Source organism: Streptomonospora halophila (assembly GCF_039542725.1).
Classification (GTDB): Bacteria; Actinomycetota; Actinomycetes; order Streptosporangiales; family Streptosporangiaceae; genus Streptomonospora; species Streptomonospora halophila.
This window is the reverse complement of record NZ_BAABIK010000017.1, coordinates 5,839-32,739: the sequence shown is the minus strand read 5'-3', so window position 1 is coordinate 32,739 and position 26,901 is coordinate 5,839. Positions and strand designations below refer to the sequence as shown.

General features: G+C 70.9%; 13 protein-coding genes. 2 read left to right on the top strand and 11 right to left on the bottom strand.

Features of this window, described 5'->3' with window-relative positions:
- Positions 1 to 48: 48 nt before the first annotated feature.
- From ABEA15_RS15340 to eccD, 8 genes are all read right to left on the bottom strand, one after another.
- Entirely contained in the window at positions 49 to 447 is a 399-nt protein-coding gene (locus ABEA15_RS15340) for a hypothetical protein (RefSeq protein WP_345557153.1), read from the bottom strand.
- A 75-nt stretch (positions 448 to 522) separates the two neighbouring features.
- A complete protein-coding gene (locus tag ABEA15_RS15335) occupies positions 523 to 855 on the bottom strand; it encodes a YbaB/EbfC family nucleoid-associated protein (RefSeq protein WP_345557152.1) in 333 nt (110 codons plus the stop codon).
- Complete coding sequence (locus ABEA15_RS15330; RefSeq protein WP_345557151.1) at positions 764 to 3,571, bottom strand: hypothetical protein; 2,808 nt, start codon at positions 3,569 to 3,571, stop codon at positions 764 to 766. The genes ABEA15_RS15335 and ABEA15_RS15330 overlap by 92 nt, the downstream gene beginning before the upstream one ends.
- A gap of 62 nt (positions 3,572 to 3,633) precedes the next feature.
- Positions 3,634 to 6,399 (bottom strand): ICP22 family protein, encoded by a 2,766-nt coding sequence (locus ABEA15_RS15325; RefSeq protein ID WP_345557150.1) that lies wholly within the window; start codon positions 6,397 to 6,399, stop codon positions 3,634 to 3,636.
- Positions 6,400 to 6,910: 511 nt separating this feature from the next.
- Positions 6,911 to 7,207: a WXG100 family type VII secretion target gene (locus ABEA15_RS15320; protein WP_344146875.1), complete on the bottom strand. Its 297-nt coding sequence runs from the start codon at positions 7,205 to 7,207 to the stop codon at positions 6,911 to 6,913.
- Positions 7,208 to 7,276: 69 nt separating this feature from the next.
- On the bottom strand, positions 7,277 to 7,600 hold the full coding sequence (locus tag ABEA15_RS15315; RefSeq protein WP_344146879.1) for a WXG100 family type VII secretion target: 324 nt from the start codon (positions 7,598 to 7,600) through the stop codon (positions 7,277 to 7,279).
- An 89-nt stretch (positions 7,601 to 7,689) separates the two neighbouring features.
- The gene (gene eccB, locus ABEA15_RS15310) at positions 7,690 to 9,141 is read right to left on the bottom strand and encodes a type VII secretion protein EccB (protein WP_345557149.1); all 1,452 of its coding nucleotides are present in this window, start codon (positions 9,139 to 9,141) and stop codon (positions 7,690 to 7,692) included.
- Position 9,142: 1 nt separating this feature from the next.
- Positions 9,143 to 10,543, bottom strand: a complete 1,401-nt coding sequence (gene eccD / locus ABEA15_RS15305; protein ID WP_344146886.1) for a type VII secretion integral membrane protein EccD — start codon at positions 10,541 to 10,543, stop codon at positions 9,143 to 9,145.
- A 414-nt stretch (positions 10,544 to 10,957) separates the two neighbouring features.
- Here eccD and eccCa point away from each other — a divergent pair, with 414 nt between their 5' ends.
- Both eccCa and ABEA15_RS15295 read left to right on the top strand, forming a co-directional pair.
- Positions 10,958 to 14,956 (top strand): type VII secretion protein EccCa, encoded by a 3,999-nt coding sequence (gene eccCa, locus ABEA15_RS15300; RefSeq protein WP_345557148.1) that lies wholly within the window; start codon positions 10,958 to 10,960, stop codon positions 14,954 to 14,956.
- Entirely contained in the window at positions 14,953 to 15,243 is a 291-nt protein-coding gene (locus ABEA15_RS15295) for an ATP-binding protein (protein WP_345557147.1), read from the top strand. The genes eccCa and ABEA15_RS15295 overlap by 4 nt, the downstream gene beginning before the upstream one ends.
- Here the strand turns inward: ABEA15_RS15295 and ABEA15_RS15290 are convergent.
- From ABEA15_RS15290 to ABEA15_RS15280, 3 genes are all read right to left on the bottom strand, one after another.
- Complete coding sequence (locus ABEA15_RS15290) at positions 15,240 to 16,565, bottom strand: S8 family serine peptidase (protein WP_345557146.1); 1,326 nt, start codon at positions 16,563 to 16,565, stop codon at positions 15,240 to 15,242. The two genes, ABEA15_RS15295 and ABEA15_RS15290, sit on opposite strands and share 4 nt — an antisense overlap.
- Before the next feature lie 113 nt (positions 16,566 to 16,678).
- Positions 16,679 to 16,840, bottom strand: coding sequence for a hypothetical protein (locus tag ABEA15_RS15285; protein ID WP_345557145.1), 162 nt, complete (start codon positions 16,838 to 16,840; stop codon positions 16,679 to 16,681).
- Between the two features lie 50 nt (positions 16,841 to 16,890).
- On the bottom strand, positions 16,891 to 26,739 hold the full coding sequence (locus tag ABEA15_RS15280) for a hypothetical protein (protein ID WP_345557144.1): 9,849 nt from the start codon (positions 26,737 to 26,739) through the stop codon (positions 16,891 to 16,893).
- Between the last annotated feature and the right edge of the window lie 162 nt (positions 26,740 to 26,901).

Below are 26,901 nucleotides of genomic sequence, written 5' to 3'. Positions count from 1 at the left end.
CGGTCCGGCGCGACCGCGTTTGCGCCGATCGCGCCCGGGCGACCGATGTCACCAGCGGCCTCCCTTGCCGCCGCCGCCATCGACGTCACCCATGTCGGACTTGAGCGACTTGCCGGTGTCAGCGGCGGACTCGTCGACGACCTCCATGCTGCGGCCCGTCTGCATGGTGTAGTCGGCGCACGTCCGCAGGCCCTCGCCGAGGTGGTCGAGGTAGAGCATCAGGTTCTCTTCCAGCGGGTCGGTGTTCTTCTCCAGCTTCTGGGACATCTCGTCCTCGCCCCAAAGCGGATCGAGCCCTTGGCGGAAGGTCTGGTAGCGGCGCTTGATCTCGTCGACGGCGTTCGCGGGGGCGTAGAGCTCGGACCCGCTCCGCGCGAGTTCCTCCGGCAGGGCGAACAGCGCTTTGGAATGGGAGTAGTCGGAGGAATCCTGGTTCGAGGCGTTCACGGCCTCCTGCCTTCCTGCTGTGCGCAGCGGTCGTTTCGGGGGACGGCGGAGCGGGCGGTGCGACCGCCCCCGTCGTCAGGAGAACGGGCCGCGAGGCATGGTGCCGCCGAGCCGGCGGAACATCTCCGCGGGGTCGAACCTGCCTTCCATCACCGCTTGCATGTCGACCCCTTCGGGTGCGAGCGGCTTATAGAGCTCGGCCACGCGCTCGCCCATCTTGGCGTGCGCCTGCTTGATGGTGTCCAGGATGGTGTCGGCCAGTTCGGCTGGCGCCATGTCCCGGTAGGCCTGGGTGTGGAACCTCAGCTCCACCAGTTCACCTCTCCCGTTCACCTTCGCCGCCACCAGTCTGTTCTTGGCGACGGCCTCCTCGGTTGCCGACTCCAGGCTTTCGTTTGCGCCCTCCACCTCGCGGAGCGTCTTCTGCAGACGTTCCAGTTCTCGTTCGCTCTCCTCCGGCATCCATGAAGTCATTGCGCTGTGTGCTCCTCTTGCTGTCGGCGCCGGGCGTGGGGCGGCCCAGAACCGTGCTGTTGCGGTTGGCCGCCGTGCCCCAGACGCGCTCGTCCTCCGACAACCACGTGGTGCGTTCGCGTTCGCGGTTGTTCTGGCCGCCGCCCATGCCGCCCATGCCGCCCATGGGGGGCATCATCGGCGGCATCATGCCGCGGCCCATGCCGTTGCCCGCACCGGCTCCGTTGCCGGTCTCGCTACCGATCCCGTTTCCGGCCCCATTACCGATCCCGTTGCCGGTCCCCTGTCCGAGTCCGCCTGACCCCGGTCCGTCCTGCGAACTCCCCGGAGTGCTGCCGAAGCCGCCGCCGGACGGGCCGCTGTTCTGATTGCCCGTCGAGTTCTCGGGCAGCGCGTTGGAACCGGACGGCGGGCCGGAGAACAACGTGGAGCGGTCCGAACTCTGGGGTCCCTGGCCGCCGTTCTGCGGACCGCCCTGGTATTCGGGAATGTCGGGCGTGCTTTGCGTCGGCGGCGGAGTGAGGTCGGCCTGGTCCGGATCGGGGATCTCCGGCGTTTCCGGTTGCGGGATATCCGCCTGGTCGGGACCGGGAACGTCGAAATCCGGGCTTTCGGGTATCGGGGCGTTGCCGCCGCCCTGCTCGTAGCCCTCGGGGTAGCCCGTCAGCGGGTCGATCGGCTGGACCTCGCCGGTCTCCGGGTCGGTGACGACCGGAAGCCCGGTTTCGGGGTTGTAGGGGAGGCCGGATTCGGAGCTGATGGGGAAGGGCTCTCCGGTTTCGGGGTTGATCGGCAGCCCGGTCTCGGGATCGGTCTCCAGCGTGGGGGGCTCCGCGTTCGGAGCGTAAGGCTCGCCCGTCAGCGGATTGATCGGCTGGACCTCGCCGGTCTCCGGGTCGGTGACGATCGGCAGCCTGGTCTCAGGGTCGATGGGAAGGCCGGACTCGGGATCGACGGGGAAGGGCTCTCCGGTTTCGGGGTTGATCGGCAGCCCGGTCTCCGGATCGGTCTCCAGAACCTGGCGCTCGCGCCCGGAGTTCGCGCCGGGACCGCCCAATCCGCCGCCGTTGGGGCCGCTCTGGCCGTTGGGGAAACCACCCGGACCGAAGGGCGGGGGGTAGGGCGCGTAGCTGTTGCTGCCCGGGTTGTTGCTGGGTCCGCCGAGTCCGTCGCCGCCGGGGCCGGAGTAGCCCTGGGGCATGGGGGGTGGGGTGTAGTTGCCGGGGTTGTTGTCGGGTCCGCCGAGTCCGTCGCCGCCGGGGCCGGAGTAGCCCTGGGGCATGGGGGGTGGGGTGTAGTTGCCGGGGTTGTTGTCGGGTCCGCCGAGTCCGTCGCCGCCGGGGCCGGAGTAGCCCTCGGGAATGGGAGGCGGAGTGTAGTTCCCGCCGCCGGGAGGCCCGTCCAACCCGCCGCCGTCGGGTCCGCCGAGGTTGTCGAACATGTCGTCCGGGAACATGTTGTCGAACATGTCGTCGGGGAACGTGTCGTCGAACATGTTGTCCGGGAAGACGTTCTCGAACATGTCGTCCGGAAAGACATTGTCGAACATGTCCTCCGGAAAGACGTCCTCGAAGAGGTCCTCCGGAATACCGCCGCCGCCACCACCGCCACCGCCCTGGTTTCCGGTGGTCTCGTAGGGAGAAAGCTGTTCGCCTATAGGCGTCTCGAACGGCTTGATTTTTCCGTAGGCGGTGTTGTAGACGTCGGTCATCGCTTCATAAAGGGCGTTGGCGGCCTCGTCGACGCCTTTGAACTTCTCTTCCCATCTCCGGTTGAGCTCGTTGAGGATGCCCGTCGTCGTGGGCCCGTCGCCCTCTTTCTCATCCTGATCGGAAACGATCCCCGTAGTGCCGCCGTCAGTGTAGGTTATATGGAACTGCCCGCGTTCCGGGTTCCACTCCTGGGTTCCGGAAGTGGTATGGTGGTACCAATCGTAGAGTATGTTGTAAACTTTTGTGTTTTTGTCGTAATACCAGTCGTTCACCGCTTCTTCGAGGGCGCTGAGCTCCTTCGCGAGTTTGTCCGGTATCTCGCTCAACGGTGCATCGATATTGTTGAGCTGCTCGTACATGTCCTGGAGCCGGGTGGCCAGCTCGTAGATCCGGTTTCCGAACGCGCCGGCGGCGGTCCCCTTGAACCCTCCGTCCTCCGAGAGGTTCAGATTCTCGAACTGCTTTACCAGTCCGCCTTTTCCGTCCGGGCCGCTGACGAAACCGCGAAGATCCACCTCCAGGTTGTTCACTTCGCGGGCGATCTTCGTCAGCGTCCCCTTCTCGTACGAGGTGGACCAGGTCCCCCGATCGAGAGCCACGTCCGTCAGCCGCTTGAGGCCCTCGCGGAACTTCGGCTCGTGGTCGTTCCACATGGCCTCGTTCAGCTGGTAGCCGGCATAGTGCGTTCCGACGTTGCGGTCGTAGGACCAGGTGTAGCCGCCGCTCCATACGGGGTCTTCCCAATAGTTGTACGACCACCACAGCTCGATGTCGTCCGGCTGGTTGAAATAGTTGTACGGCGGATAGTATTTTCCGTTGATAAGCCAGGGCTCATTGACGATCACACCCTTGTCCGCCATCCGGTCATGATGGTTCGTGCCGACCTTTGCGTCCTTGTCGGCGAAGATGTTCATGATCTCACTGACCTCACGCGGCATGGATTCTCATCCTCCATACGTCGGCTGCCGTGCGGTAGCGGATAGCGGTGCAGGCGGGCCCGTCACTCATTCTGCCCCCCGGGGTCCCCCGTCGTTTCGTCGGGAGGGCCGTTCCCCTGGTCCGATCCCCCGTAGCCGCCGGAACCGCCGGATTGCGGCGGCTCGCCGATGATGCCGACCAGTTCCTGGAGACTGAGTTCTTCGTCGTCTTCATGGGTTTCGAAGGTGATCACGTTCTTGTCGAGCTGCTCGGTGATGAGCTCCAGTTCCTTGCGGAGGTCACTAACGGCCGTGAATATCAACGGAAGCGACGGGTCGACCACGGACTTCACGTCCTTGGCCGGAGAAAACGAATTCGGGTCCCCGATTCGGAGAAAATCTCCTCCGCCCCCGTCGCCGGTCGACTGGTAGCGCCGGAACGTCGCCTCGTGGCCCTCCAGATGGTCTGCGAGGAAAGTCTTGAGAATCGTGTTGAAGTCTCTGACCATCCGGTAGTTGATGGCCGTTACGTCGCCTTTTCCGCCCTCGCCCTCTCCGTCGCCGCCTTTGCCGTCGTCACCGCCCTGGTCGTCCTCTTCGCCGCCCTTGCCGCCGTCACCGTTGCCGTCGTCGTCGCCACCCTTTTCGTCCTCGCCACCGCCTTTCTCGTCCTCTTCGCCGCCCGTGTCGTCGCCGCCTTCGCCGTCCTCGCCGCCTTCGTCACCGCCTTTGCCGTCGTCCCCCTCGTCATCCTGGCCGCCCTTCTCGTCGTCGCCGTTGCCGTCGTTGCCGTTGTCGTCTTGGCCCTCCGGTTGACCGCCGCCTTCGCCCTGCTCCTCGTCTTCACTGTCCTCGGGGACAGTTGTGGTCACGGGCTGGAACGATGTCGCGGGGGAAGCGGGGACGGCGCCTTGACCGCCATTGCCGTCGCCCTGCTTACCGCCCTTGCCTTCCGGCTTCTCGGACGGTGTCGACTCGGTATCGGCGACGGGGGTACGTGCTGTTCGCTTCGCCTCGTATTCCGGGTCCGCTTGCGGAGGCGAATCGTTTCCGTCGACCGTCTCGGTTTCGGGGATGAACGCGCCGTTCCCGTCAAGGCCGGGTTGCTCGTCCGAGAGCTTTTTCAGGACGTCGTTCTCGTGGCTCTCCATCGGCTGCGCCTGGTGCTGGGTGTCACCCCCGTCGCCTCCGGGGCCTTCCTGCTGTGCAGGGGCGCCTTCGGACGGCGGGTTGTCCCCGGAGCCATCGGAGCCGGGGCCGCTGTCGCCTTTCCCCTGCCCCTGTGCCTGTCCCAGTCCGTGCTCCGGCCGGCTGTCCGGTTCTTCCTGGCGGTCCTGATCCGGCTGGCCACGCCCGTCGTCGCCGTCGTGCCCCTGCTGGTCGTCCCGGCTGTCCCGGTGGTCTTGGCCCGTATCGCCTGTTTCGCCGCCCTGACCGCCCTGACCGCCCTGACCGTCCTGGTCGTGCTGACCGCCCTGACCGTCCTGGTCGTCCTGGGCACCGTGGTCGCCGTGACCCTTCTCCTCGGAAGGGCCGCCCTTGTCCCCTGTGCCCTGGTCTCCGCCTGGATTCTCTGAGCCGTTGCCGGAGTCGCCTTCGCCGGCGGGCACGATGGAGATCTTCCCGGTCTCAGGATCGATGAAGAACTCGCCGTCGCCCGGATCGATGGTCACCGTGTCCGACTCCGGGTCGACGTCGACGCCGAGCTCGCCCGCGTCGATCGAGGTGGCCCCGGTCTCGGGATCAATGCTGATCTTGGGATCCTCGGGCGTGCCCTCGCCGTCCCCGCCGCCGCCTTCGCGGTCGCCGCCGTCGTTCCGCACCCCCTCCTCGGGTGGCGTGCCGATGGTCAGTAGGCCGGTTTCCGGGTCGATGGACACCGGTGCGCCGCCGGGGTCGATGACCGTGCCCACGGCCCCGTTCTCGCCGGGTTCCACGGTGATGGGGTCGGCGCCGTAGTCGATGCTGATCTCTCCGGTATCGGGGTCGAGGCTTACCTCGCCCACCTCCGCGTCCGCATCCGCGCCGTCACCGTCTCCGCCGTTCTGGTCGGAGCCGTCCTCGTCCGCGTCTTCGCCGTCCGCGGCGTCCTCGCCGCCGCCGCTGTCGAAGCCGATCTCGGTGACCTGTCCGGGTTCCCCGCCTTCACCCTCGTCGGCGTCTCCGTCGGTCGTCTCGCCCTCCGAGTCGCCGACGGTCAACTTCCCGGTGTCGGGATCGATGCTGATGGTCTCGTCGCCCGGGTCGATCGCGATGGTGTCGGCCGCGGGATCGATCGTGATGTGCAGGCCGTCCAAGGTGACGGTGATGGTCCGCCCGTCCTCGCCCAGCGAGATCGGCGACCCCTCGCCGCCTTCACCGCCCTCGTCGTGCGAGCCCTCCTGGTCGCCGCCCGCGGAGCCGTCGTCCTTCAGCGCCACCAGCCGCCTCTCGACGGCCTGAGCGGGTTCGGCTTCGACCGCTTCGACCAGCTTGGTGCTCGATGCGGGCTCCAGCGGCACCGCTTCCTGTACCGGAACGCCCTCCCGCCCCACCATGGGCGACAGTGCCGCGCGGAACTCGGCCTCGCGGTCGACCACGGGTTCGGCGGGGCGCGCCGGCTCCACAGGTTCGGCGGGGCGAGCGGGCTCGACGGGTTCGAGCCGCCGGGTGTCAGCGAGCTGGAGGGGTTCCCCGTGATCAAGGGCGTCGGCGGGCCGGTCATCGGAGCGGTTCTGCGGAGGGCGGGACAGGTCGTCGCTCTCAGCCGGGCGGACGTGAACGCTCTTGAGGAACTCGGGGGAGGAGGCGTCGTGGGGGGCGGGCTGCTCGCCGCCGCGAGCGCCTCCGCCGCCTTGCCCCATGTTCATGCGGATCAGACCGGTATCCGGGTCGACGGTGACACCGCCGCCTCCGGGGTCGATGACCGCGCCCTTGTCCGACCGGTCGACGGTGAAGACGCGGTCGCCCTGCTCGATCGTGATCCGCCCCGTTTCGGGGTCGTGGGTGACACGCCCGGACCCGCTGCCGTCCGCCCACGTCGTCTCCTCGATGTCCGAGGGCGACGGGGTCGGCGCATCGGCGCTGATGATGAGCGGCTGCTCGTCCTCTGCGGCCGGGGTCTCGTCGCCGGAATTGTCGCGAGGGGGAATGGACACGGCTGTGTCTCCTAGGTCTCCGGTGCGCCGTCAGGCTGGTCGTCGGGGGAGTGCGGAGTCGTTGCCGCCGGGAGGCAGAAGGGAGAGAGGAGCGCGAGGGCGGAGGACCGGCCGGGGCGGCGAGCGCACCGGGGCAGGCCGCAACCTCCCCGAGGTCGGCCGTGTGCCGCCGGCGCGGCGGACGGTACCGCGCCGACGGGCACTCCGCCGCTCTGGTCGCGCCCTACTTAAGGGCGTCCCACAGGGCGCCTTCGCGCAGGTCGGTCTCGTTGTAGTTCTGAGCGACCTGCTGGAGCGCCTGCTCGGCCTTGTTGAGCAGGAAACGCATGTCGTCGACGTTCTTGCGCCACATCGCCATCGCCTCGTCGTAGCTGGAGGCGGTGTCGCCTTCGAGCTCCGAGCGCACCGACGCCATTTCGCCGGCGAGCTTGTCGAGCGCGTTGGAGACGTTGTTGGTCTCGGTCCTCAATTGGCCGGTCACGTCCGCGACCCGGCCGTAGGTGATCTCGAAGCCGCTCATGGTTCTCTCCTTCGCGTGGAGGGTCGGTCGATTCGATCGATTCCGGGCACGGGCCCGTTGCGGCTCCGGTCAGCCCTGGTTCGGGTTGAGGTCGTTCATCCAGCGGCTGCTGGTGACGAGGTTGGTGTCCTCGGTGTCACGCATCTTGGTGCTGGTACCGCCCCACTGCTCCATCTTCCGGCCCATGTCGTTGACGATGAGCCGCAGCTCCTCCAGCCACTGCACGAGCGCCTCCTGGTAGACGGTGGAGGCGTCGCCTTTCCACGAGGGACGCAGGCTGTCGCGAGCGGAGTCGACCCTGCTGTAGACGTTGTTGCAGGTGGTGTGCGCGTCGGTCATGGCCTCCAGGGCGAGCCTGTTGGCCTCCTCGGTACTCCTGGTCTGTCCGGCCATTGCGGTCCTCCTCGGTTAGCGGGCGGGCTGCTCTTCATTGCGGTCGGATGGTCGGTCGCGGGCGGTCTCGGCGGCCGGTCCGGAGGCGGTTACGGGCATCCTCCTTCTCCGCCGCCCTCCGCCTCGGCGACGGGCCGGGCGGCCTGGGCGGGGGACAGCACGGGGCCCGTCGGCAGCAGCCGCAGCAGCGAGGTCGGTACCTGCTGAGCGTCGCTCGCCTGATAGCCCAGTGCGGTCAGCGCCTCCTCGCTCGGTATGCGGTACTTGGCAGGGGTGTCGGTCACCAGGTAGGCGGATGAGGCGTCGGCGGTTCCGCCGACCGGGGAGGCGGTGGCGACGCCGCCCGCGCCGGTGGGGATGCCGATCCGGTCGGGGGTGGGGCAGCCGGGGGCGACGCCGGTCGACTCCGGCACCGTCCACGCGGTGATGGAGCCGACGGCGTACACCGCAAGCGCCAGGTCGCCGGACGAGGGCACCAGGCACGGCGCAACGCCCGCGTCCAGGGGAGCCGTCTCGGGCGGGGAGGCGGGTATGCCGCTGTCGGGCGGGCGCGCCGGTTCGGCGCCGGACGCCAGGTTGGCGTTGGCTTCGCCTGCCGGGATAGCGACGGCCGCGGGGTCGCCGCCGGGGTAGGCGGCGGCGGTCACGTCGAGGTCGGCCAGCAGCAGCAGGGCGTCGGTCAGGGTGAGCGGTACCAGCCCGTCCCGGGTGAGCAGGTAATGCTGGTCCTCGCGCCCCTCCGGTGCGGCGACCGCGAACACCTGGCCGACCCGGCTGGGCGCCCCGGCGATGGCGGGCCCCTGCTCGCCGGCTCCGGCGACGTCGGGCGCGGAGAGGTCGGGAGCCGCCGGAACCGCCTCCAGGAACTCCTCGGGCACCGCGGTGGCGGGCGCCGTGCCGTAGCCGAGGGCTTGCAGGGCGCCGCCCTCGGCGTCGATGCGCAGGCGTCGGCCGTCCCACAGCAGGTGGCGGTCTCCGTCGGGCCCGGCGACGAGGAGGGCCTTGTCCCTGAGCGGGATGCCCGGACCGGGGTCGGGGCCCACGGTCAGGGCGCTGCGGCCCTTGCCGTCCTCGCCCGGAGGCAGGGCGCACAGCCGCCACAGGTTGTCCGCGGCCGTCTCGGCGTTGGGCAGCGCGTCGGGCGCGCCGGGGATACCGATGCGGCTGCCGACGCGGACGCCGTCGAGCGATTCCGCGGTCACCCGGCTGACCTGGGGTTCGCCTTGGGAGGCGAGGCGGGCCGAGGCGTAGTTGGCGACCGGCCGCAGCTCCCCGCTGCCGTAGAGGTAGGTGGCGCCGGAGTTCTTCTCGACGACGAGACGGCCCTCCTGCTGCCAGGACGTCGCGCCTCCCGGGAAGATCAGCCCCCAGACGAGGAAGCCGACGCAGATCAGTGCGCCGATGGCGACGCCGAGGTAGTTGCCGGTGCGGGTCCGGCGCATGGGCTGGTCGGCGGCGTCGGGATCGGCCTCCAGCATGGCCGTGCCCAGCCGCCCGACCGTGAAGTTGTAGGCCTGTACCCGGTCGCGTCGCGTCTGCATGTCAGCCGCCGATCGCCCGGATCACCGAAAAAACGCCGAAGGAGGCGAGGACGAGCGGGAAGACCGCGATGGTGATCAGCGACTGGATGATCTCGGCGGCGCGTCCCCAGTGCGGCAGCGGGCGGGTGCCCGGCAGGCTCCAGGACAGCACGCCCAGCACGGTGACCACCGCGAAGACCCCGAGCAGCGTCAACGAGCGTCCCACCGCCCCCGTGGAGGCTGCGAAGGACACGACGAGTGTCGCCAGGCCGAGGCAGGGCGGCGCGGTCATGAACGCCCGCTGCCAGGCGCCGGCCAGACCGCGTGTCTGGAGCAGCATTACCAGCGACACGAGGATGCACAGCGTGGTGGCCACCCAGCCCTCGGCGAGGGCGAGGACGATCAGGCACGCGGTGAGCACGGCACCGGTGGCGGCCAGCAGCGCGCTCTGGAACCGGTCGGCGAGCGCGGAGCGGTCCAGGACGCCGCGTGCGGGGAAGGGGTCGATGCCCTGTTGGAGCTGCTGGGGGTTGGACGGCAGGGGCGGCAGCCTCAGGCCGGAGAGCCGGAAGGCGAGCTGGGGCGAATAGGTGCCCACGAGAAGGGTGAGCAGCCCGAGCGCGGCGGCGACGGCGGGCGGCGTGCCGTTGGGCAGCAGCATCAGGCCCAGGGCGCCCAGCACGATCAGGGCTTCGGCGGTGATCAGACCGGAGAAGAACGGGACCGCGCCGGCGACGGCGGCGACGCCGAGGACGGTGGCCCCCGCTGCGGTCATGGCCCCGGTCACGAGCTGGGCGCCCAGCAGCGCGGTCCCGGGGTCCCCGGTCGGCATGGCCGCGCCCGCGGTGCCCATGTACAGCGCCGCGGTCGCGGCGAGCCCGGACGCGGCGGGCAGATCGCCCATGGCCCGCGAGGCCGCCCACGCGGAGATCAGCATGACCACGGCCGAGGCGGCGCAGGTCACCGCCGTCAGCAGGGTCAGTCCGGCCACGGCCGGTACCGCCAAGCCGAGCAGCAGCCCGGTCAGCGCCAGCGACTGGAGCAGCACCCGGGTGAACGCCGGGCGCCACTTGTCCGGCCGCTCGGCCATGCCGGTGGCGATGCCGTCGATGAGGTCGTCGAAGTGGATGGGCGGGAGCTGGTCGCGGCGCGGCCGCAGGTACAGGGTCTCGCCGTGGCACAGGCCCAGCGAGTCCAGGGTCTCGTCCTCGTCCAGCGGATCGTCGCCCAGCTGCTGGAGCACCCAGCCGTCGTGTTCGAGGCCGCTCTCGTCCAGGTCCTCGCCCTCGTCGCCTTCGGCGTAGAGGACCAGTGTGGGCAGGAGCTCGGCGACGGGGACGGCAGTGGGCGCGGCTATCTCGAACGACCGGTTCGGTGCGCGGATCTGCAGGCGGCAGAGGTCCGAAGCGGTGGTGTCGTTCATGGCCTACCCAGGTGCGGTTCTCGGGGGGCGGAAGCGGCGACAGGCGGCACGGCCGAGTTGTGGGCTGCGGCTGGGGAGGAGAGCTGCGGCTGAGGGGAGGCGCGGCCTGTTTGGCAGTATGTTGGATATTTGTTGCGAATACTTGATACCACATGGCAACGCTAGTGTTTAGAGGGTAGCGCCGTGGTAACCAACACCGCATCCCGTCCCAACGGCGGCGTTGTGGCGGGCTTACCGATCAGGTACCGGACGGTTGCCGCGGCGTTTTCGCGATGTTCGGGTACGGCGCGTCCGCACGAGGGCCGAGCCCGCCCCCGACCGGCCCGGCAGTGCCTTCGGCCACGAACGCGGCCGCGGCGTGTGCGGGAAACGTCGTCGACGACGAAGGAAACGTCTGGTGAGGGTGAGGACCCCGTGAGCACGATCCTGGTCCGCCGACCGCCGCGCCGGCCCGGCCCCGACATGCCGTCCGGCACGGTCTCGCTCCAGGAGCCGCCGGAGCTGTCCGAACCCGAATCGACCATGTCCTCGGTGCTGATGTACATGCCGATGGCCATGACCTCCATGTCGATGATGCTGCTGATCGTTCCGCGCTACATCGGCAGGGGCGGCGGCGGTGGCGGCGGGGGCGGCGGGGGCGGCGACCTCATGGTCTACCTCGCCGGAGGCATGATGCTCGTCGGCGCGGTGGTGATGCTCGGCGGCCAGTACGTGCGCGCCCAGCTGGAGCGCCGCAACAAGCTCAACGGCGACCGGCAGGACTATCTGCGCTACCTCAAGCAGATGCGTACCAGGCTGCGCGAGGTCGTCACCGAGCAGCGCGACGCGATGCTGTGGCGGGCGCCGCACCCCGACGCGCTGTGGTCCATCGTGCGCACCTCCCGGCTGTGGGAGCGCCGGGCCGAGGACGACGACTTCGCCGAGGTGCGGATCGGAGTCGGCGAGCAGGCCATGGCGATGACCATCGCGCCGCTGTCGTCCAAGCCCGTCGAAGACCTGGAACCGCTGAGCGCTCACGCGCTGCGCCGCTTCGTCCGCGCCTACACCACGGTCCAGGACCAGCCGGTGCTGGTCTACCTGCGCGGCTACGCCCGCATCTCGCTGCGCGGCGACCCCGAGGCATCCCGTGCCATGGTGCGCGCCCTCGTCGGCCAGCTCGCCGTCGCCCATCCGCACGACGAGCTGCGGGTGGCCGCCTGCGTCTCCGACGAGATGCGACCGGCCTGGGCGTGGCTGAAGTGGCTGCCGCACAACCAGCACGCCACGGACACCGACGGTGTCGGCTCCACGCGGCTGATGGCCGCCGACGCCGTCGACCTGGAATCCCTCATCGGGCCCGACCTCGCCGACCGCCCGCGCTTCGACCCCGACGCGTCCCCCAACCGCGACGAGCCCTTCACCGTCATCGTGCTCGACGGCGGCAAGGTCCCCGCCGGTTCGCGGTTCCTCGGCGGCGGCTACCGCAACGGCGTCGTCATCGAGCTCGACGACCCCATGCCGCCCGAGGACGACCCCTACACGCTCGCGCTCCAAGTCGAGCAGGGCGAGCTGGTCATGCTCTCCCGAGACAACAACGGGCGGCAGGTCACCACGTCCCTCGGCCGCCCCGACTCCCTCGGACCCAACCGGGCCGCCGGCCTCGGCCGGCTGCTGGCGCCCTACCGGATCGGCTTCACCTCCGAGGTCACCGAGCCGCTGACCACAGACTTCGAGCTGACCTCGCTCGTGGGTATCTCCAACCTGTACGAGCACGACGTGCAGCGCTCATGGAGCGAGCAGCACCCCAAGAACCGGCTGCGCGTCCCCCTGGGCATCGCGGCCGACGGCGGGCCGCTGGAGCTGGACATCAAGGAGTCGGCCCTGGGCGGCATGGGCCCCCACGGCATGCTCATCGGCGCCACCGGATCCGGCAAGAGCGAACTACTGCGCACCCTGGTGCTGGCGCTGGCCCTCACCCACTCTCCCGAGACCCTCAACTTCGTCCTCGTGGACTTCAAGGGCGGCGCCACCTTCATCGGGCTCGACAAGCTGCGCCACACCTCCGCGCTGATCACCAACCTCGCCGACGAGGCCATCCTGGTCGACCGCATGCAGGACGCGCTGCACGGCGAGCTCATCCGCCGCCAGGAGCTGCTGCGCTCGGCCGGCAACTTCTCCTCCATCCACGAGTACGAGAAGGCCCGCGAGTCCAACCCGCGGATGGACCCCATGCCGAGTCTGCTCGTGGTCGTGGACGAGTTCAGCGAGCTGCTGGCCGCCCACCGCGACTTCATGGACCTGTTCGTGATGATCGGGCGCCTGGGCCGCAGCCTCGGCGTGCACCTGCTGCTGGCCTCCCAGCGCCTGGACGAGGGCCGCATGCACCAGCTCGAAGGCCACCTCTCCTACCGGATCGGGCTGCGCACCTTCTCGGCGATGGAAAGCCGCGGCGTGCTGGGCGTGCCCGACGCCTACGAGCTGCCCCCCGTTCCGGGAAGCGGCTACCTGAAGAGCGACATCGAGACGCTCACCCGGTTCAAGGCCGCCTACGTGTCCGGTGCCTACCGCACCAAGCCGCGCGCGGTGAGCCGGGAGGGCGGGCCGCAGGGCGTCGTCGTGTTCTCCGACGACTACGTGCCCAAGCCCCAACCGGTGGATGAGGCGCCCGAGCCCGAACCCGAGGACGACTCCGCTCCCACACTGATCTCGGCGGCCCTCGACCGGCTGATGGACCACGGGCCGCCCGCCCGCGAGATCTGGCTGCCGCCGCTTGATGTACCGCTGCGCATGGACGAACTGCTGGCGATGGTCGGAGTGCACCTGCCGGAAGGCGGACTCGCCTGGACCGGGAGCGGGCGCCTGGAGGTGCCGCTGGGCATCATCGACCGCCCCTTCGAGCACACCCGGCTGCCGCTGAAAGCCGACCTCACCGGCGCCGGCGGCCACGTCGGCATCGCCGGAGGTCCGCAGAGCGGCAAGAGCACCGCGCTCGCCCTGCTGATGCTCAGCCTCGCCGTACTCAACACCCCCGCGCAGGTGCAGTTCTACTGCATCGACTGCGGCGGCGGCGTGCTCCAGACACTCAACGGGCTGCCGCACGTGGGCAGCGTCGCCGCGCGGACCGAGGAGCGGCGCATCGTCCGCACCATCCTGGAGCTGCACGAACTGCTCACCAACCGCGAGGCGCAGTTCGCCGAGCACGGCATCGACTCCATGGCCACCTACCGGCGCCGACGGGCGGCGGGCGAGTTCGCCGACGACCCCTACGGAGACGTCTTCCTGGTCGTCGACGGCTGGGGCACCATCCGGCAGGAGTTCGCCGACCACGTTTCCTCGATCCTGCAACTGGTCCAGCGCGGCCTGAATTACGGCATCCACGTCGTCGTGGCCTCGCCCCGGTGGGCCGACTTCCACACCGGCCTGCGGGACCTGCTGGGCACCCGCTTCGAGCTGCGGCTCGGCGACCCGGTCGACTCCATCGTGCACATGCGCGCCGCCCAGACCGTGCCGCGCACGCCGGGCCGCGGCATCACCGAGGACAAGTACCACTTCCTCACCGGCCTGCCGCGCGCCGACGGCAGTGCCGACCCGGTGACCCTGTCCGCGGGCGTCAGCGACCTGATCTCGCGCGTCACCGACGGGTGGGGCGACGGCCCCCAGGCGCCGGCGGTGCGTACCCTGCCCCCGGTCCTGCACGCCCGCGAGCTTCCGGCCTCCGAGCTGACCGAGACCGGAGGGCTGAAGGTGTCGCTGGGGGTGGAGGGCCGCCGGATGAAGCCGTTCTGGCACGACTTCTCCGCCACACCGCACCTGATCGTCGTCGGCGACACCGAGACCGGCAAGACCACGCTGGTCCGCCACATCACCAACGCCATCCGGGACCACTACGACGCCCAGAGCGCCCGCGTGGTGCTGGTCGACCAGCGGCGCCAGCTCTTCGACGCCGTACCGCGCGACATGCAGCTCGGCTACGCGGTCACCGGCGAGAGCATGCAGGAGATGATGCAGGCCGCCGCGGGCGCCATGCGCGAGCGGCTGCCCGGCCCCGACATCACCCCCGAGCGGCTGCGCCGCCGCGACTGGTGGACCGGGCCCGAACTGTTCCTCGTGGTCGACGACTACGAGATGATGTCGGGCAGCGGGCCCAGCCCGCTCGCGCCGCTGCAGCCGATGCTCTCCCAAGGCGCGGAGATCGGCATGCACCTGATCCTGGTGCACGCGGCCGGCGGGTTCAGCCGCGCGGCCTCCGACCCGGTCATCCGCACCATGATCGACGGCAACGCACCCGCGGTGCTGTTCTCGGCGCCGCAGTCCGAGGGCGTGCTGTTCGGCAGCATCCGGCCCCGCCGCATGCCGCCGGGCCGCGCGCTGTGGATCTCCCGCCGCGACCCGATCGAGGTGCAGGTGGCCATCGCCGAGGGCATGGAGGAATGACCGGCGATGGAGGAGCGACCGGCACGGTCGGGCACGGGGCCGCGGGCCGGCGCGGGCCGGAAGGGCCGAGCCCCTGGGGCAGCCGGGAAACCCTCTCCATCGAGGTCGAGGACGCGGGCAGCCCCGACCGCCGGCCGGAGCGCGCAGTGGCCGGGAGCGAGGAGGAGCACGGCCGGGGGCTCGCGCTTGTCGAGGCCTTCGCCGACAGTTGGGACGCCCGTCCCCATGGCGACGGGTTGTATTTCGTGCTCGCCCTGACGCCACCCGCCGCGGCCGAACGGGCTTAGCCGTCGTCGCCGTCGTCGGGGGCGGGCGAGATCTGCTCGTCCGCCGCGGCAGGGCGCCAGGCGCGGGCGCGGCCCCTGCGCAGGACGACCGCGCCCAGTGCGCAGAACACGACGACCAGGCCCGCGCCTCCCGCGATCGCGATCGTCACGGGAGCATCCCAGGTGCCCTCCGGCGGCGGGGCGGCGACGAAGCGGGCGCCTCCGCCCGCGGGCGGCTCTCCCCGCTCCGGGCTGTTCGTCAGGGCCGCCACCGGATCGATCGGGCCGCGGCCCACGGCCTCGCCGCTCGCGCCGAGAGTGGCGCCGCGCGCCGTCGCCATCAGCCTCTCCCGCACCTCGGCGGCCGACAGGTCGGGCTCGCGGGAACGCACCAGAGCCGCGGTCCCCGCGGCGAACGCGGCGGCGACTCCGTCTCCGCCGCCCACATAGTGGCCGCCGTCGGGGCCCACGCCCATCACCCGCGATCCGGGCGCGGTCACGTCGGTGCGCGCCGTCTCACCGCCGCCGTCCAGCGGCAGCGGTGAGACGAGCACCGGCTCGCCCTTCGGGTCGTAGGAGCCGACGCTGAGCACCTCCGGATGCTGCGCCGGATGGCCCGGCAGCGTCTCGCCTTGCGGGGTCACCGACGCAGGAGCCACGACCAGCGCGTCCGCCGACGCCGCCGCGGCGACCGCGTCGTCCAGCGCGCCGGCGCCCTCCCACGCCGCAGTGCCCACCAGCACCACGTCGGCGCCCGCGTCGACGGCGTCACCGATCCCGGAGGCGATCTCTCCGGCGGTCACCGCGCCGGACCGCGGGTTGCCGACGGGTATCCCGACGATCTCGGCGGCGGGCGCGACCCCCGTGAACCCGCTGCCGGACACGGGGCGCGCTCCGACGACCCCGGCGAGGAAGGTGCCGTAACCGCTGCAATCCTCCCCGCTTGTGCCGGTCACGGCGTCGGACAGGGCCTCGGGACTTGCGGAGATGCGCGGGGCCAGGACCGCCACCGTCGTCCCGGACCCGTCGTCGAGTTCGCGGGCCTGCTCCAGCCCGAGTGAGACTCCGGTCCACGGCCTGCGTGAGACCGTGGCCGAACTCTGCACGCACTCGGCATCGGTACCCGGGAAGGCGGAGATCTGCGGCAGGGCCCGGGGATCGGTGGACGGCGAGGAGGGTGCGCCCGAGGAGTCCGCTGAGGGCGAAACGCCGGGCGACGCGGCGGCCGGAGCGGTGGGCAGGACCAGGGCGAGGACGGCGGCGCATGCGGCCCGCGCCGGCAGTCGGGGTCGGCCGTGCGCGGGCGCGGCACCGTGGGGCGACCCGGTACTCCTGCGAGTCATGGTCCCTTTCGCATCGGGGGTTGGGGCGGCGCGGCCGGGGCCGCGCCCGACGTGGTTGCCTGCCGGTGATAGGGGGTGCTTCAGGCGAGGCCAGGACGGCACCGCCGCCGGTGCTATCCGGATGTCTCGAAGTAGCGTACGTAGGCGTTGGACAGGCCCGCGCAGTAGTCGAATATCTGCTCGCCGGACCATCGGCGCTTGTCGCGCAGCCGCGCGATCGCGTTCGCCATCTGCTCGTCCTCGCTGGTCAAGGTTCCGTCGTCGTGCCATGTCACGATCGGCCGGATCTGCTTCGTACGGCGGTCCTGGGCGTAGAGCACGCGGGTCATCGGCTGTTCCCCGTCACAAGGTCGGCGGTCCCGGACGCGTGGCCGGCCAGCATGTCCAATCGCGCCATCATCTCGTCGAACCAGTCGCCGCGTCCCAGGTTGGTGAACTCGGAGCGCAGCGGGAGGAGCCGGGACCGCAGCCACCGCGCGTCGGCACGGGTCAGCGGGTTGTCGATCCACTCGTTCCGGTCGAAGTCGTAGTAGGGGCCCATGATCTCGGTGAAGGCCATGCCGTCCAGGTCGGTGGGGTCCTCGGGGGTGAACTCGTACTTGAACCAGGCCTTTCCGTGGTCGATGCCCGCGACGGTGCCGTCGCCCTGGTCGAGCCAGTTGCCGGGGTTGCGGTCGCCGTTGGCGATGAGCACGTCGAGCAGGCCGAGGATGTGTCCGGACCTGCTGTCGGTCAGCATCGGCCGAGGGCGGTCCAGGTAGGTGAAACCCGAGGTGCCGGGCAGGTAGTGCATGAGGATCTGGTACCGGCCGATCCGCAGGACACCGGGCACCTTTGCGCCGACCGCCCGGCCGACAAGCGAGGCCAGTTGTTCGGCGTCGGCGCGGTCGACCGCGAACGTGGCGTCCTCGGTGTCCTTGAAGACCGCGCTCACCCCGTTTTCGAACTGCAGGAGCTCGGTGCTTCCGTCGGAGCCGCCCTCGGTGAACCGATGGCTGTCCACGACGTCGGTCTGCGCGGCGGCGACGAGGTCCTCGACCCCGTCATAGGAGAGCTGCCACGCGTCCGACTCCTCCCCGCCCTCGTCCTGAGCCTGCGCGGGCGCCTCGGTCCCGTAGCGGGCGTGGGCCTCAGCCTCATGCTGTGCCGGAGCATCGGCCCGGTCCTGGGCGGGATGGCCGTATGCGCTGCCGGCGGCGGGCTCAGCCCCGGAGCCGGCCGGGTACTGGGAGTACTGGGCGGTGGTGGGGTACTGCGAGTACTGGACCTGGGAGTACGGCGTCTGCGCATCCTCGGGATCGGCGGTCTCGCCGTAGCCCTCATAGGTGTCGCCGCCGTCGTCGTACTGCAGCGACGGGTCGGCCTCGTGAGGGCGTGCGAGGAAGACCTGAGTCACCGCGTCCTCCGCTGTGTGGTTGCCGAGGTCGTCGAGCCCGTAGCGGTAGGTGAGGTCGGCGATGATGTCGTCGATCGTGCGGGTGTGCTTCCGGTTCTTCTTGGGGTCGATCAGCCCGCTGACGTCGAGCGTCTTCGGCGGGTTGCCGCCCCAGGGGTCGTTCGGGTCAGCGGGTTCGGGTGTTTTCGGCGACTGCAGGGGCGGCGTGTCGAAGAGGTCGTCGGCCGGGCCGACCTTCTGGGGGCGCTGCTGGTCGCCCTGGTCCCCGGCTGCCGTCGACCGCTGGTCGGGGCTTGCTGAGGCGTCGGAGCGTGCCGAACCGGACCGCCCGCGGTCCGCGGAGTCCTCGCCGCCGTCGCTTCGCCGGGGCGCGGGCGGCTCCGAAGAGACGCTCTGACCGGTCGCCGGTGCGGGCGCCGGTGCACCGTTGTCGTCCTGGTGGTCTCGGCTGCTGCTCCCACCGCCGTGGCCGTAGGAGTGCGGGTAGGAGGACGGGTCGTGGCGGTGCGTGCTCGGCTCCGGTGCCCTGTTGTAGCCGTGCCCGGTGTAGGTGTAGTCCTGCCCGACGTAGCGGCCGCCGTAGGGCCCGAATCCGTACGAGCCGCCCCCGCTCGGCGGCGGGTACTGGCTGTAGGGGTTTCCACCGGCGGACCCGCCGTAGCCGCCGGACGGACCGCCGCCGGGACCACTGCCGGGGCCGCCGCCGGGGCCGCCGCCGGGATCGTCATCGGGACCGCCGTTGTCCGTGAAGCCGAGGTTACCGCCGTCCCCCCGTTTGAGGGACTGCGCCACCTGGTAGCTGTCCCTGACTGCGTCGGCGATGTCCTCGGCGGTCGCCTGGAGCCCGTGGGGCGACTCTTCGGATTCGCCCTGCGCCCGCAGTTCCACCACCAGCCCGGGCGGATCGAGCATCGGGACTCCGTGGTGGTAGTTGTAGTCCATGCCCATCGTCGTCCGGATGGTCATCGCCTCGTACTGGCCCACGCGCCGCGTCGCATGGTCCGAGAACGCCCCGTCGAGGTAGTTCCTCAATGTCCACCCGCCCGAAAGGCGCGTCTCCAGCAGTGCCACGCCGGGCCTGGTATCGCGTCGCCTTCGGCTGCGGAAGTTCTCCGCGAACCGGGTGGACAGGTTGTCTGATGACTGGTGGAGGTACTGCTGGACCTGCGGGCTCAGAGAGTCGCGGGCGTCCCACATATCGACCCGCGAGTTGAGCGCGGCGAAGTGCTTGGCCATGCCGCTTCCGTCGTAGCGCTGTTCGGCAATGGCTGCGAACTGGGTGTAGGTGAGGGCGAGGAAACCTTCGAGTTCTTTGCGTTCGAATTTCGAGAATCCGTGGGTGTTGGCCGCCTCGCGGGTGATTCCCTGCGCTAGCCTCATTCCGTCCCGCAGTTGCGACCGCGCCGTGCTGTTGGCCCCGTCGGTGCGCATCGATTCGCCGACGTATCGCATGAACTGGGGCATGCCCGCCAGCGGGACCCCCGCCGAGTAGTGCGCGTACACCTGGTCCGCGTCGCCGTCGCCGTTCTTGCGTATCGGGAAGTCGCCCGCGACCGGATCGACGTAGAAACGGTCATCGGCGAAGATCTGCTCCAACCTGGCGCCGTCCCGCGCCGATGTCAGCCTGCTCACTGCGTCCTGGACCGCCCGGTGCACCTCCTCCGCCGAGGGCCGGCCGACATCTCCGTCCACCACCGCGAACGGTTTGCTGACGATTTCCAGGATCGGTCCTCGGTGGCCGAGGTCCAGCACGATCGAGAACTCCCGAGCTTCCACGACCTCGTCGAAGTCGTCAAAGCTGTACCCGCGCGGCAGCGGGAGGCCGATGCTGTGCAGTTCGCCCTCGAGCCCCAGCGCGCCTCCGCGCAACCCCGGCAGTTCGCCCGTCACGTATAGGTAGGCCACATGTACGGCAAGGGAGGTCGACTTCGGTATGGGGCGGCCGAGTTTCAGCCACTTCCGGTATGCCGCCTGGACCTCTTCGTCCGGGATCCCCTCGCGGCCGGAAAGAGACTTCAGTTCGGAACGCACGTCGGTCACCTGGATCGGGGTGAGTTCGGTCGGGCGCTCATCGCGCGCGGCAGTGGGGTTCACGCCCTCGGCACGCCTGCCGCCGGTCGGGGCCTGGTGGCTCGTGGCGTGCTGCTCCGGTGCGGTGACCTGGGTGACCCGGTGGTCGGCTTCCGTGCGAGCGGGGGTTTTCCCATCGTCGTCGCTGTCGCCGGTGTTCTCGCTGTCGCTTCGGGCGTCGGCGGGCGGTTGCCGCTGTGTTTCGGGCCGCGGGGTCGGTTCCGGTGAGGAGACCGGGGTCGACTGCGGGGCGGGTGGGATGACGGGGGACCCGGTCGGCCGGTCGGCCTCGAAGCGGTCGGTGGTCTGCTCGCCGTCGGTCTCGGTGCCGCCGCCCGAATGGTCCTGCCGGGGGTTCAGCTCCGCGGCGAACACGGACGCGAGGTCCTGCGGTGACGGGCTGTCTCCGCCCCGCTCGTCGGCGGCGGCCTGCTCCTTCGCCTTGGCCTCCGGTTCCCGCCCCTTCGGCGCGGGAACGTCCTCGCCGCCGGACTCGGAGTCGGGCTCGGACTCCGACTCGACGCGTCGCGGCCGTGCGGGTTCGGGACCGCGGGTGCTGCCGGGTGTCTCGGGTGCGGTCGTGCCGGTCTGCTGCGCCGGGGTGTCGGTGGTGGGCACGCGCGGTTGCCCGGGGCCGGGGGTGGCGCGCCGGGGCGGCGTCGCCGAGTAGAGGTCGTCCTCGGAGTCCGACTCGTAGCCCGGGTCCTCCTCCGCCTCCGGATGCGGGAACCGCCGGTCGCCGGGTGCACGGCCGGTCCCGGGTTCGGGAGCCCGACCGGTCCCTGCGCCGGTGCTCCGGCCGCGGCCGCCGGTGGAACCGGACTGCCGGGCCCGGCCGCTCTCCCCTCCGGTTCCGTGCGCGCGGACGGGCCCAGACTCCGTGCTGGGGCGACCCGACCCGGTCGCCGGGTCCGGAGTCCGGCGCCCGCCGCTTTCTGAGTCGGAATCGGAGTCGGCGGAGCTATCACCGGACGAGCTGTCCTCGGCGCTCTCGGAGCCGGATTCGGACCCTTCGGAGCCGGAAGCGGAACCGGACTCGTCGGAGCTGCCACCCGACGAGCCGCCCTCGGCGCTCTCGGAATCGGAGTCCTCGAACAGCGTCCTGCGGGCGTTGTTCAACTGCTCGATCCAGCTGCGCAGTCTGGTGTCGTACTCCCGCAGCTTCAGGGGCAGGTCCGCCTGCTTGTCGGCGTGGCCGACGCCCTCGGGGGCCGTTCCGCCGGCCACCGCGTTCGCGGCGTAGGTGAGGTCGTGCTGTGCTTTCAGCAGCGCGTCGTCGGCGCGGGCGAGGTCCTCCTGGCTCTCCGACAGCGACCGGCGCTGCGCGCCGAAGGCGTCGATCTTGGCCTGGTCGATGATGCCCAGCCGCAGCGCGTCCTGCTGCGGCACCCAGGCGGCCATCCGCACGTCGGTGCGGCCCCTGTACGTGCTGTCGCCCGACTGCGCGGCCACCGCCCACTGCGTGTCGAACTCGACCAGGTACAGCGGCCCCTGCCGCAGCCTGCTGCCGTGCGACGGGGCGCCGGGCGCGGTGGTGACCGACGACGGTCCGCCCTCGCCGGCGCCCTGGTTGTACTCCAGTGAGGTGTACTGGGTGCCGATGTGCTCCGGGTGGAACGTGCCGCTGCTCGTGTCCCCGAAGGCGGGGCCTCCCGCGTTGGCGTGCGACGTGGTGTGTGCCGCGGTCTCGGTGCTCGCCTCCGTGTCGGTCAAGAACCCGTCCACGGTCCCGGTGGGGGCGACGTCCAGAATGTGGCCGCTGTCGAGGTCGGGTTCGGCCTTCAGCCCCCACGTGCTCTTGCCGAGGTCCAGCAGGTCCGTGCCGCCCGGGCTGTCGGCGCCCAGGTACAGCCCGGTGAGCGCTTCGGGCCCGAGGTGCTGGTCGATTCCCTGGAAGCGCGAGGTCAGCTTCAGTTTGTCGGTGGTGAAGTCCCGGGCCGCCGACACCGCCTCCGCCGTGTAGTCCCCGTCCGCGTCGAAGTGGCGCGGTTCCGGCGTCCAGCCCAGTGAGTGGGCGAAGACCACGTGCGCGAGGTCGCGGATGTCCTTGCCGTCGTTCTCGATGGCCGTGGGCAGGATCAGCGCTCCCCGCCCCTCGGGCGGCACCGGGTGGTGGCCGTTCCAGCTCCGCAGCGCTTCGCGCGGGGAGTTCCTGTCCAGCGCCGCCACGTTCTCGGGCACGTTGCGAACGGGCTCCACGCCCGGCCCGGCCGTCTGGTCGCCGAACGCCAGGTAGGGGGCGGGGAACAGCTCCTGCACCGTCCCGCCGGGCGCCGTCACCCTTATCCCGTCGCGCCGCAGCCCGGCGGGGACCTGGAGGGTGTCGGTATGTGCGGCCTTGGTCTCGATGTGCAGGTCCAGGTGCAGGTCCGTCTCGCCGGTCAGCTTCGTGTAGGGCGCGGGCATCGCCAGGACGACCGTGTGGGACTGCGACTCGGCGGTGTCGGAGGTGTGGCTGCGTCCGCTGGACCCCGAGTGGGAGTGCGCAGGGGCGAGGGTCGTGGGCGTCACGCCCGCCGGCGCCTCACCGGCCGGTACGTCGTCCCCGCTGCGCGGCAGGGACGGCATGAAACCGAAGCCGCCGACCCCCGCGGTGTCCTGCCGCCCGCTGGAGGCGGAGGCCGACCGCGTGACGGACCAGGTGAACTTCTCGCGGAACTCCGCCTCGCCACCGGTGTACTCCGCCTGCGGCCTGTCCGACCATGTGCGGGAGATGTCGACCACGGCGTCGATGGCGGGAAGGTCGGCCACCAGCAGCGAGTGGTCGGCGCGGCGGATCTTCACAGGGACGGGGGCCGGGGCGGCGGCCCGCCGGCCGAGGTTGGACTGGAGCGCGTTGCGCAGGTCGTCGCGGCTGTTGGCCGTCATTTCGAAGCCGTTGCCGCGCAGCCCGGCGGAGAGGGAGTCCAGTGCCGCCGTCGGGTCGGGGGCTCGGTAGGCGGTGCCCGAACCGTGGAAGCCGGGCCGGATCCGCACCGGCGGGTGCGGCTGCCGCTCCAGTTCCGACAGGCGCCGGGTCCGCCCGTCGGACACCACGTCCAGATCCGGCAGCAGCCCGCTGGCCATGGCGTCGCGACCGTGCATGAAGCCGGAGAGCAGGTTGCGCTTGTCGGCCTCCCAGCCGTGGTACAGGGGGGTGCGCGACTTCGTCGGGCCGATGCTCCAGTCCGGCCGGAACTCCACAGCCTGCTGGATCCGGCCGGAGCCGGCGAAGAGGTAGGAGTAGCCGGACTTGATCAGGTACGACCGCTTGACCGAGAACGAGCCGGCGGCTCCGGCGGTCCGCGACGACAAGGTCCAGGTGCGGTCGCCCGTGGCGCCGCTGAAGAAGGTCGGGTTGTAGGTCGAGTCCATCGGCGTGTTCGGCGACTCCGCCGGGGCGGTGGTGACCAGGGCCGGCAGCATCGACCCCCCGACTGAGAAGGTCCAGGTGCGGACGGTGCCGGTGTTCAGCCCGACCGGGGTCTCGCCTTCGATGATGACCGAGGCCTTGACCGGCTTGAAGGCCACCGAGTCGATGTGCGCGGACGTGTTCATCGCCACCCGCAGCGTGTTCGGTGACCAGAAGCCGCCGCTCATGTCCACGTCGGTCGTGACGCCGAAGAGGATGTTGGGTGCGAGGTTCTGCTTGGACAACGAGGCGGGGTAGAACAGTCGGCCGCCCTCGCTCGCGGAGCTGTGGTGGTCGATCTTGCGGCTGTAGCCCTCGTGGGTGCCGAAGAAGTGCCTGCCGGCGACGTCCCGGGAGAACAGGCGGCCGGCGGCGTCGATCAGGTGGATGTCGCGGGCGTTGTCGCCCGTGCCGAGCGTGTAGTCGAGTTCGACGTCCACCACGAAGGCCCCGGCGCGCCGGAGGCGTTCGTGCACGCTCGGCTGCCGGTCGCGCCGGCCGTCGCGGTCCACCGGTTGGCCGGTGGCCTGCGGCCGGTCGCGCTGCCCGCCGCGGCTGGGCAGTTCGATCGCGGGCGGCTGCCGGCGGCGCCCTCCGCCGGCAGCGGGCACTTCGCCCGCGGGCGGATCGATACGCCGCCTGCCACCGCGGCCGGTCCCCTGACCGGGCCCCCTCCGGCCGTCCCCCTCGGTCCGCGGAGCCCGGCCGGTGACGAGGCTGCGGGCCTCGTCCTGCCCGAGGTCCTGGATGCGCCCGGTGCCGGTGCCGGCGGTGTCGTCCAGCGTGATCGCCGTGGGCAGGCGGGGCGTGGCCAGTTCGAACTGCGCGGGTACGAACTGGCGGAAGGGCGTTCCGCGCGATCCGACCGGGGCCGTGTCGCGGCTCTGGCCGATGTCGTCGTCCTCGTAGAAGTTCGCGCGGAAGATCGCGTCGGACTCCCACAGGTCCGATGCGCCGTCGAACATCAGCGTCGCGGTGTACGTCGCGTCCCCGCTTTGCCCCTGGGAACCGCCGATGGTCCGGCTCAACGAGGTTCTGATCTGCGGGAAGACGCCTCCGGGCGTCCGCGTGCCCCGCGCGTCGGGTTCGCCCGCGCGGACGTTGCCGAACATCCGGGCGCCCAGGCTCCAGTTCCACGACGAGCCCTTGCTCGTGTTGCTCTGCGAGCCGCCCGACACCTCCACCCCGGTGCTGCGCTCGGTGGTACCGGCGTGCTGCAGTGGCCCGAAGGTGGCGAACAGACGCACCGCGACCGTGGACGGGTGCTCGATCGCCGTGTCCCGCAGGACGACCGGCAGTCCGTCGTGCGGCAGGTCCACGTGCCCGCCCTTGAGCGTCGCGTCCGAGATCTCCCGAGCGACCTTGAGCGTGTTCTCCAGGGCGACGTCGAAGGAGCGCCGCAGCGGCGGCTTCTCCCGCGGCGAGAGTTCGCGGTAGCCCTTGTCCTGGTTGCCCGGCCGGGCGGCGAAGTCGCCGCGGCTCCTCGACAGGTCGGTGACCACCAGTCCGGGCCGGTGCCGGGAGATCTCGTTCAGCAGGTTCTGGGTGATCCAGTCGGTGACCGTCCGCCCCAGCATCTCCAGCTCTTCGGGGGTCGGGGCCGCGGTTCCCGCCGGCCGCGGGGTCGGCGTCGGGTGGAACACCTCGCCGCCGCTCCAGGCGAAGGAGACGGGCATGGTCCAGCTCAGGTTGGTCGGCTGGTCCAGCGCGAGGTTGGCGAACGGAGGGCGGCGGCCCGGCTCGACGGTGGTGGCGCGCCCGTCGCCGGGCCGTGTCCGCAGGCCCTGCTGGTCCGTCGAGGACTGCGCGATCAGCTTGGCGTCCTCGAAGGTGAGGAGTTCGACGGTGCTCCCGGTGAACAGGTGGTCGGCGCCGTCCTCGTAGAAGCGGAGGTGGAAGTTGCGCTCGACGTCGTAGGCGCCGGTGCCCGGTGCGCCCCAGAACATGGGGGTGACCGAGCCGGTGGTGGCCTTGCCGCCACCCGCGGTCCAGCTTCTGCCCCCGGTCACGTCGGCGTAGAGCGGCGCGATCCGGCCCGCGACGATGTCAGTGAGGCTGGGCGTGATGTCCAGCCCGGAGCCGACCGACACCTTGGCGGTCGAGGTCTGCGACTTCGTCGTGGCGGCGCTCTTGGCCGAACCGGTCATCGTGCTGATGTCGTTGAGCTTGGGGGGCGAGGGCAGGAGCCGGTAGCGCGTGGGGAAGGACCGGATCTCCACGGCCCGCGGCTTGCCCTTGGCGTCCTTGAACACCGGACGCAGCGCGTCATTGGTCATCGCGCTGAGGGTCTCCGGCAGGTTCTCCGGCGAGAACATCGTGCGGATGGTCTGCCGGTACTCCTCCCGCAGCCGGGTGAGCCGCTCGTCGAGCTTCGGCACGGACCGGGTGATGCGCCGCGGGTAGTCCTCGGCCATCAGCGTGTCGAAGACGAAGTCGGCGAGCCGCACCTTCGCGTCCTGGTCGCGCTCGCCCGGCTGCGGGACGCGGACGACCTCGCCCGCGTCGATCGGGTGGCTCTGCCCGATGCGGCGGGAGCCGGGACCGGGGAACCGGCCTCCGGTCCGGCCGCCGAACCGGTTGCGCATCAGCGGGTCGCGCAGGGTGATCTCCTGCGGGGCCTCGTGCTCGTTGCGGGCGATGCCGCCGGGCACACTGAGGTCCACGTGCAGCCTGCTGCGGTCGGTGATCGGGTCGGGAGCATCGTGGCCCGGCTGCCGGGGTGGGACCAGCTCGATGTCCATGTCCAGGTCGGCGCCGTAGACGTGCGGTTCGCCCTTGACCTCCACGATGGTGCTGGAGCCGCTGGACGTGCTCGTGGAGTGCCCCGTCGAGCGGGCCCGGTAGGAGAACGTGGCGCGGAAGGTGCCGCGCCAACCGAAGCTGCCCACTTCGGCGGGCGCGATGTAGAAGGGCGTGATCAGGATGCCCAGGGAGAAGCTCTTGCTCCCGCCGTGGCTGCCGCCCGCGCCCCGGCTGACCGCCGCGCCCGCCGCAGAGGTGACCCGGGGGCGGGATGCGCGGTCGGCCCGCGGCGCGCGGGAGTCCGAGGACGCGGGGGGTGGCGCGGGATGGTCGCCGAGCCGGTAGGTGCCGCTGGGGTTGACGCGCACCTTGGCGCCCCAGGTGCCGCCCGGACCCTGCACCCGGGTGGAGAACCCGCCGGGCCGGAAGAACGGCCGCACGTCGTCCTGGGCCTGGCGGCGAACGGCGTCGCCGAACGCCCGGCGCATTCCGTGGTCGCCGATGTTGCCTTGCGCCAGCCGCTGGACCAGCTGCCGGTCCACATCGCCGGTTTCGATGAGGTTCGGGCGGAACATGTTCGAGGTCAGCAGGTAGCCGAGGTCCGCCTCGCGGACGGGCGTGTCCGGAGTGGGCGGGTCGGCGGGTGGTGCGGAGTGCGTGGAGGAGGTGTCGGAGGCGGGTAGCGGGACGTGGGCGGGGTCGGCGGGGGTTTCGGACTCCTCGCCGTCTGAAGTGTC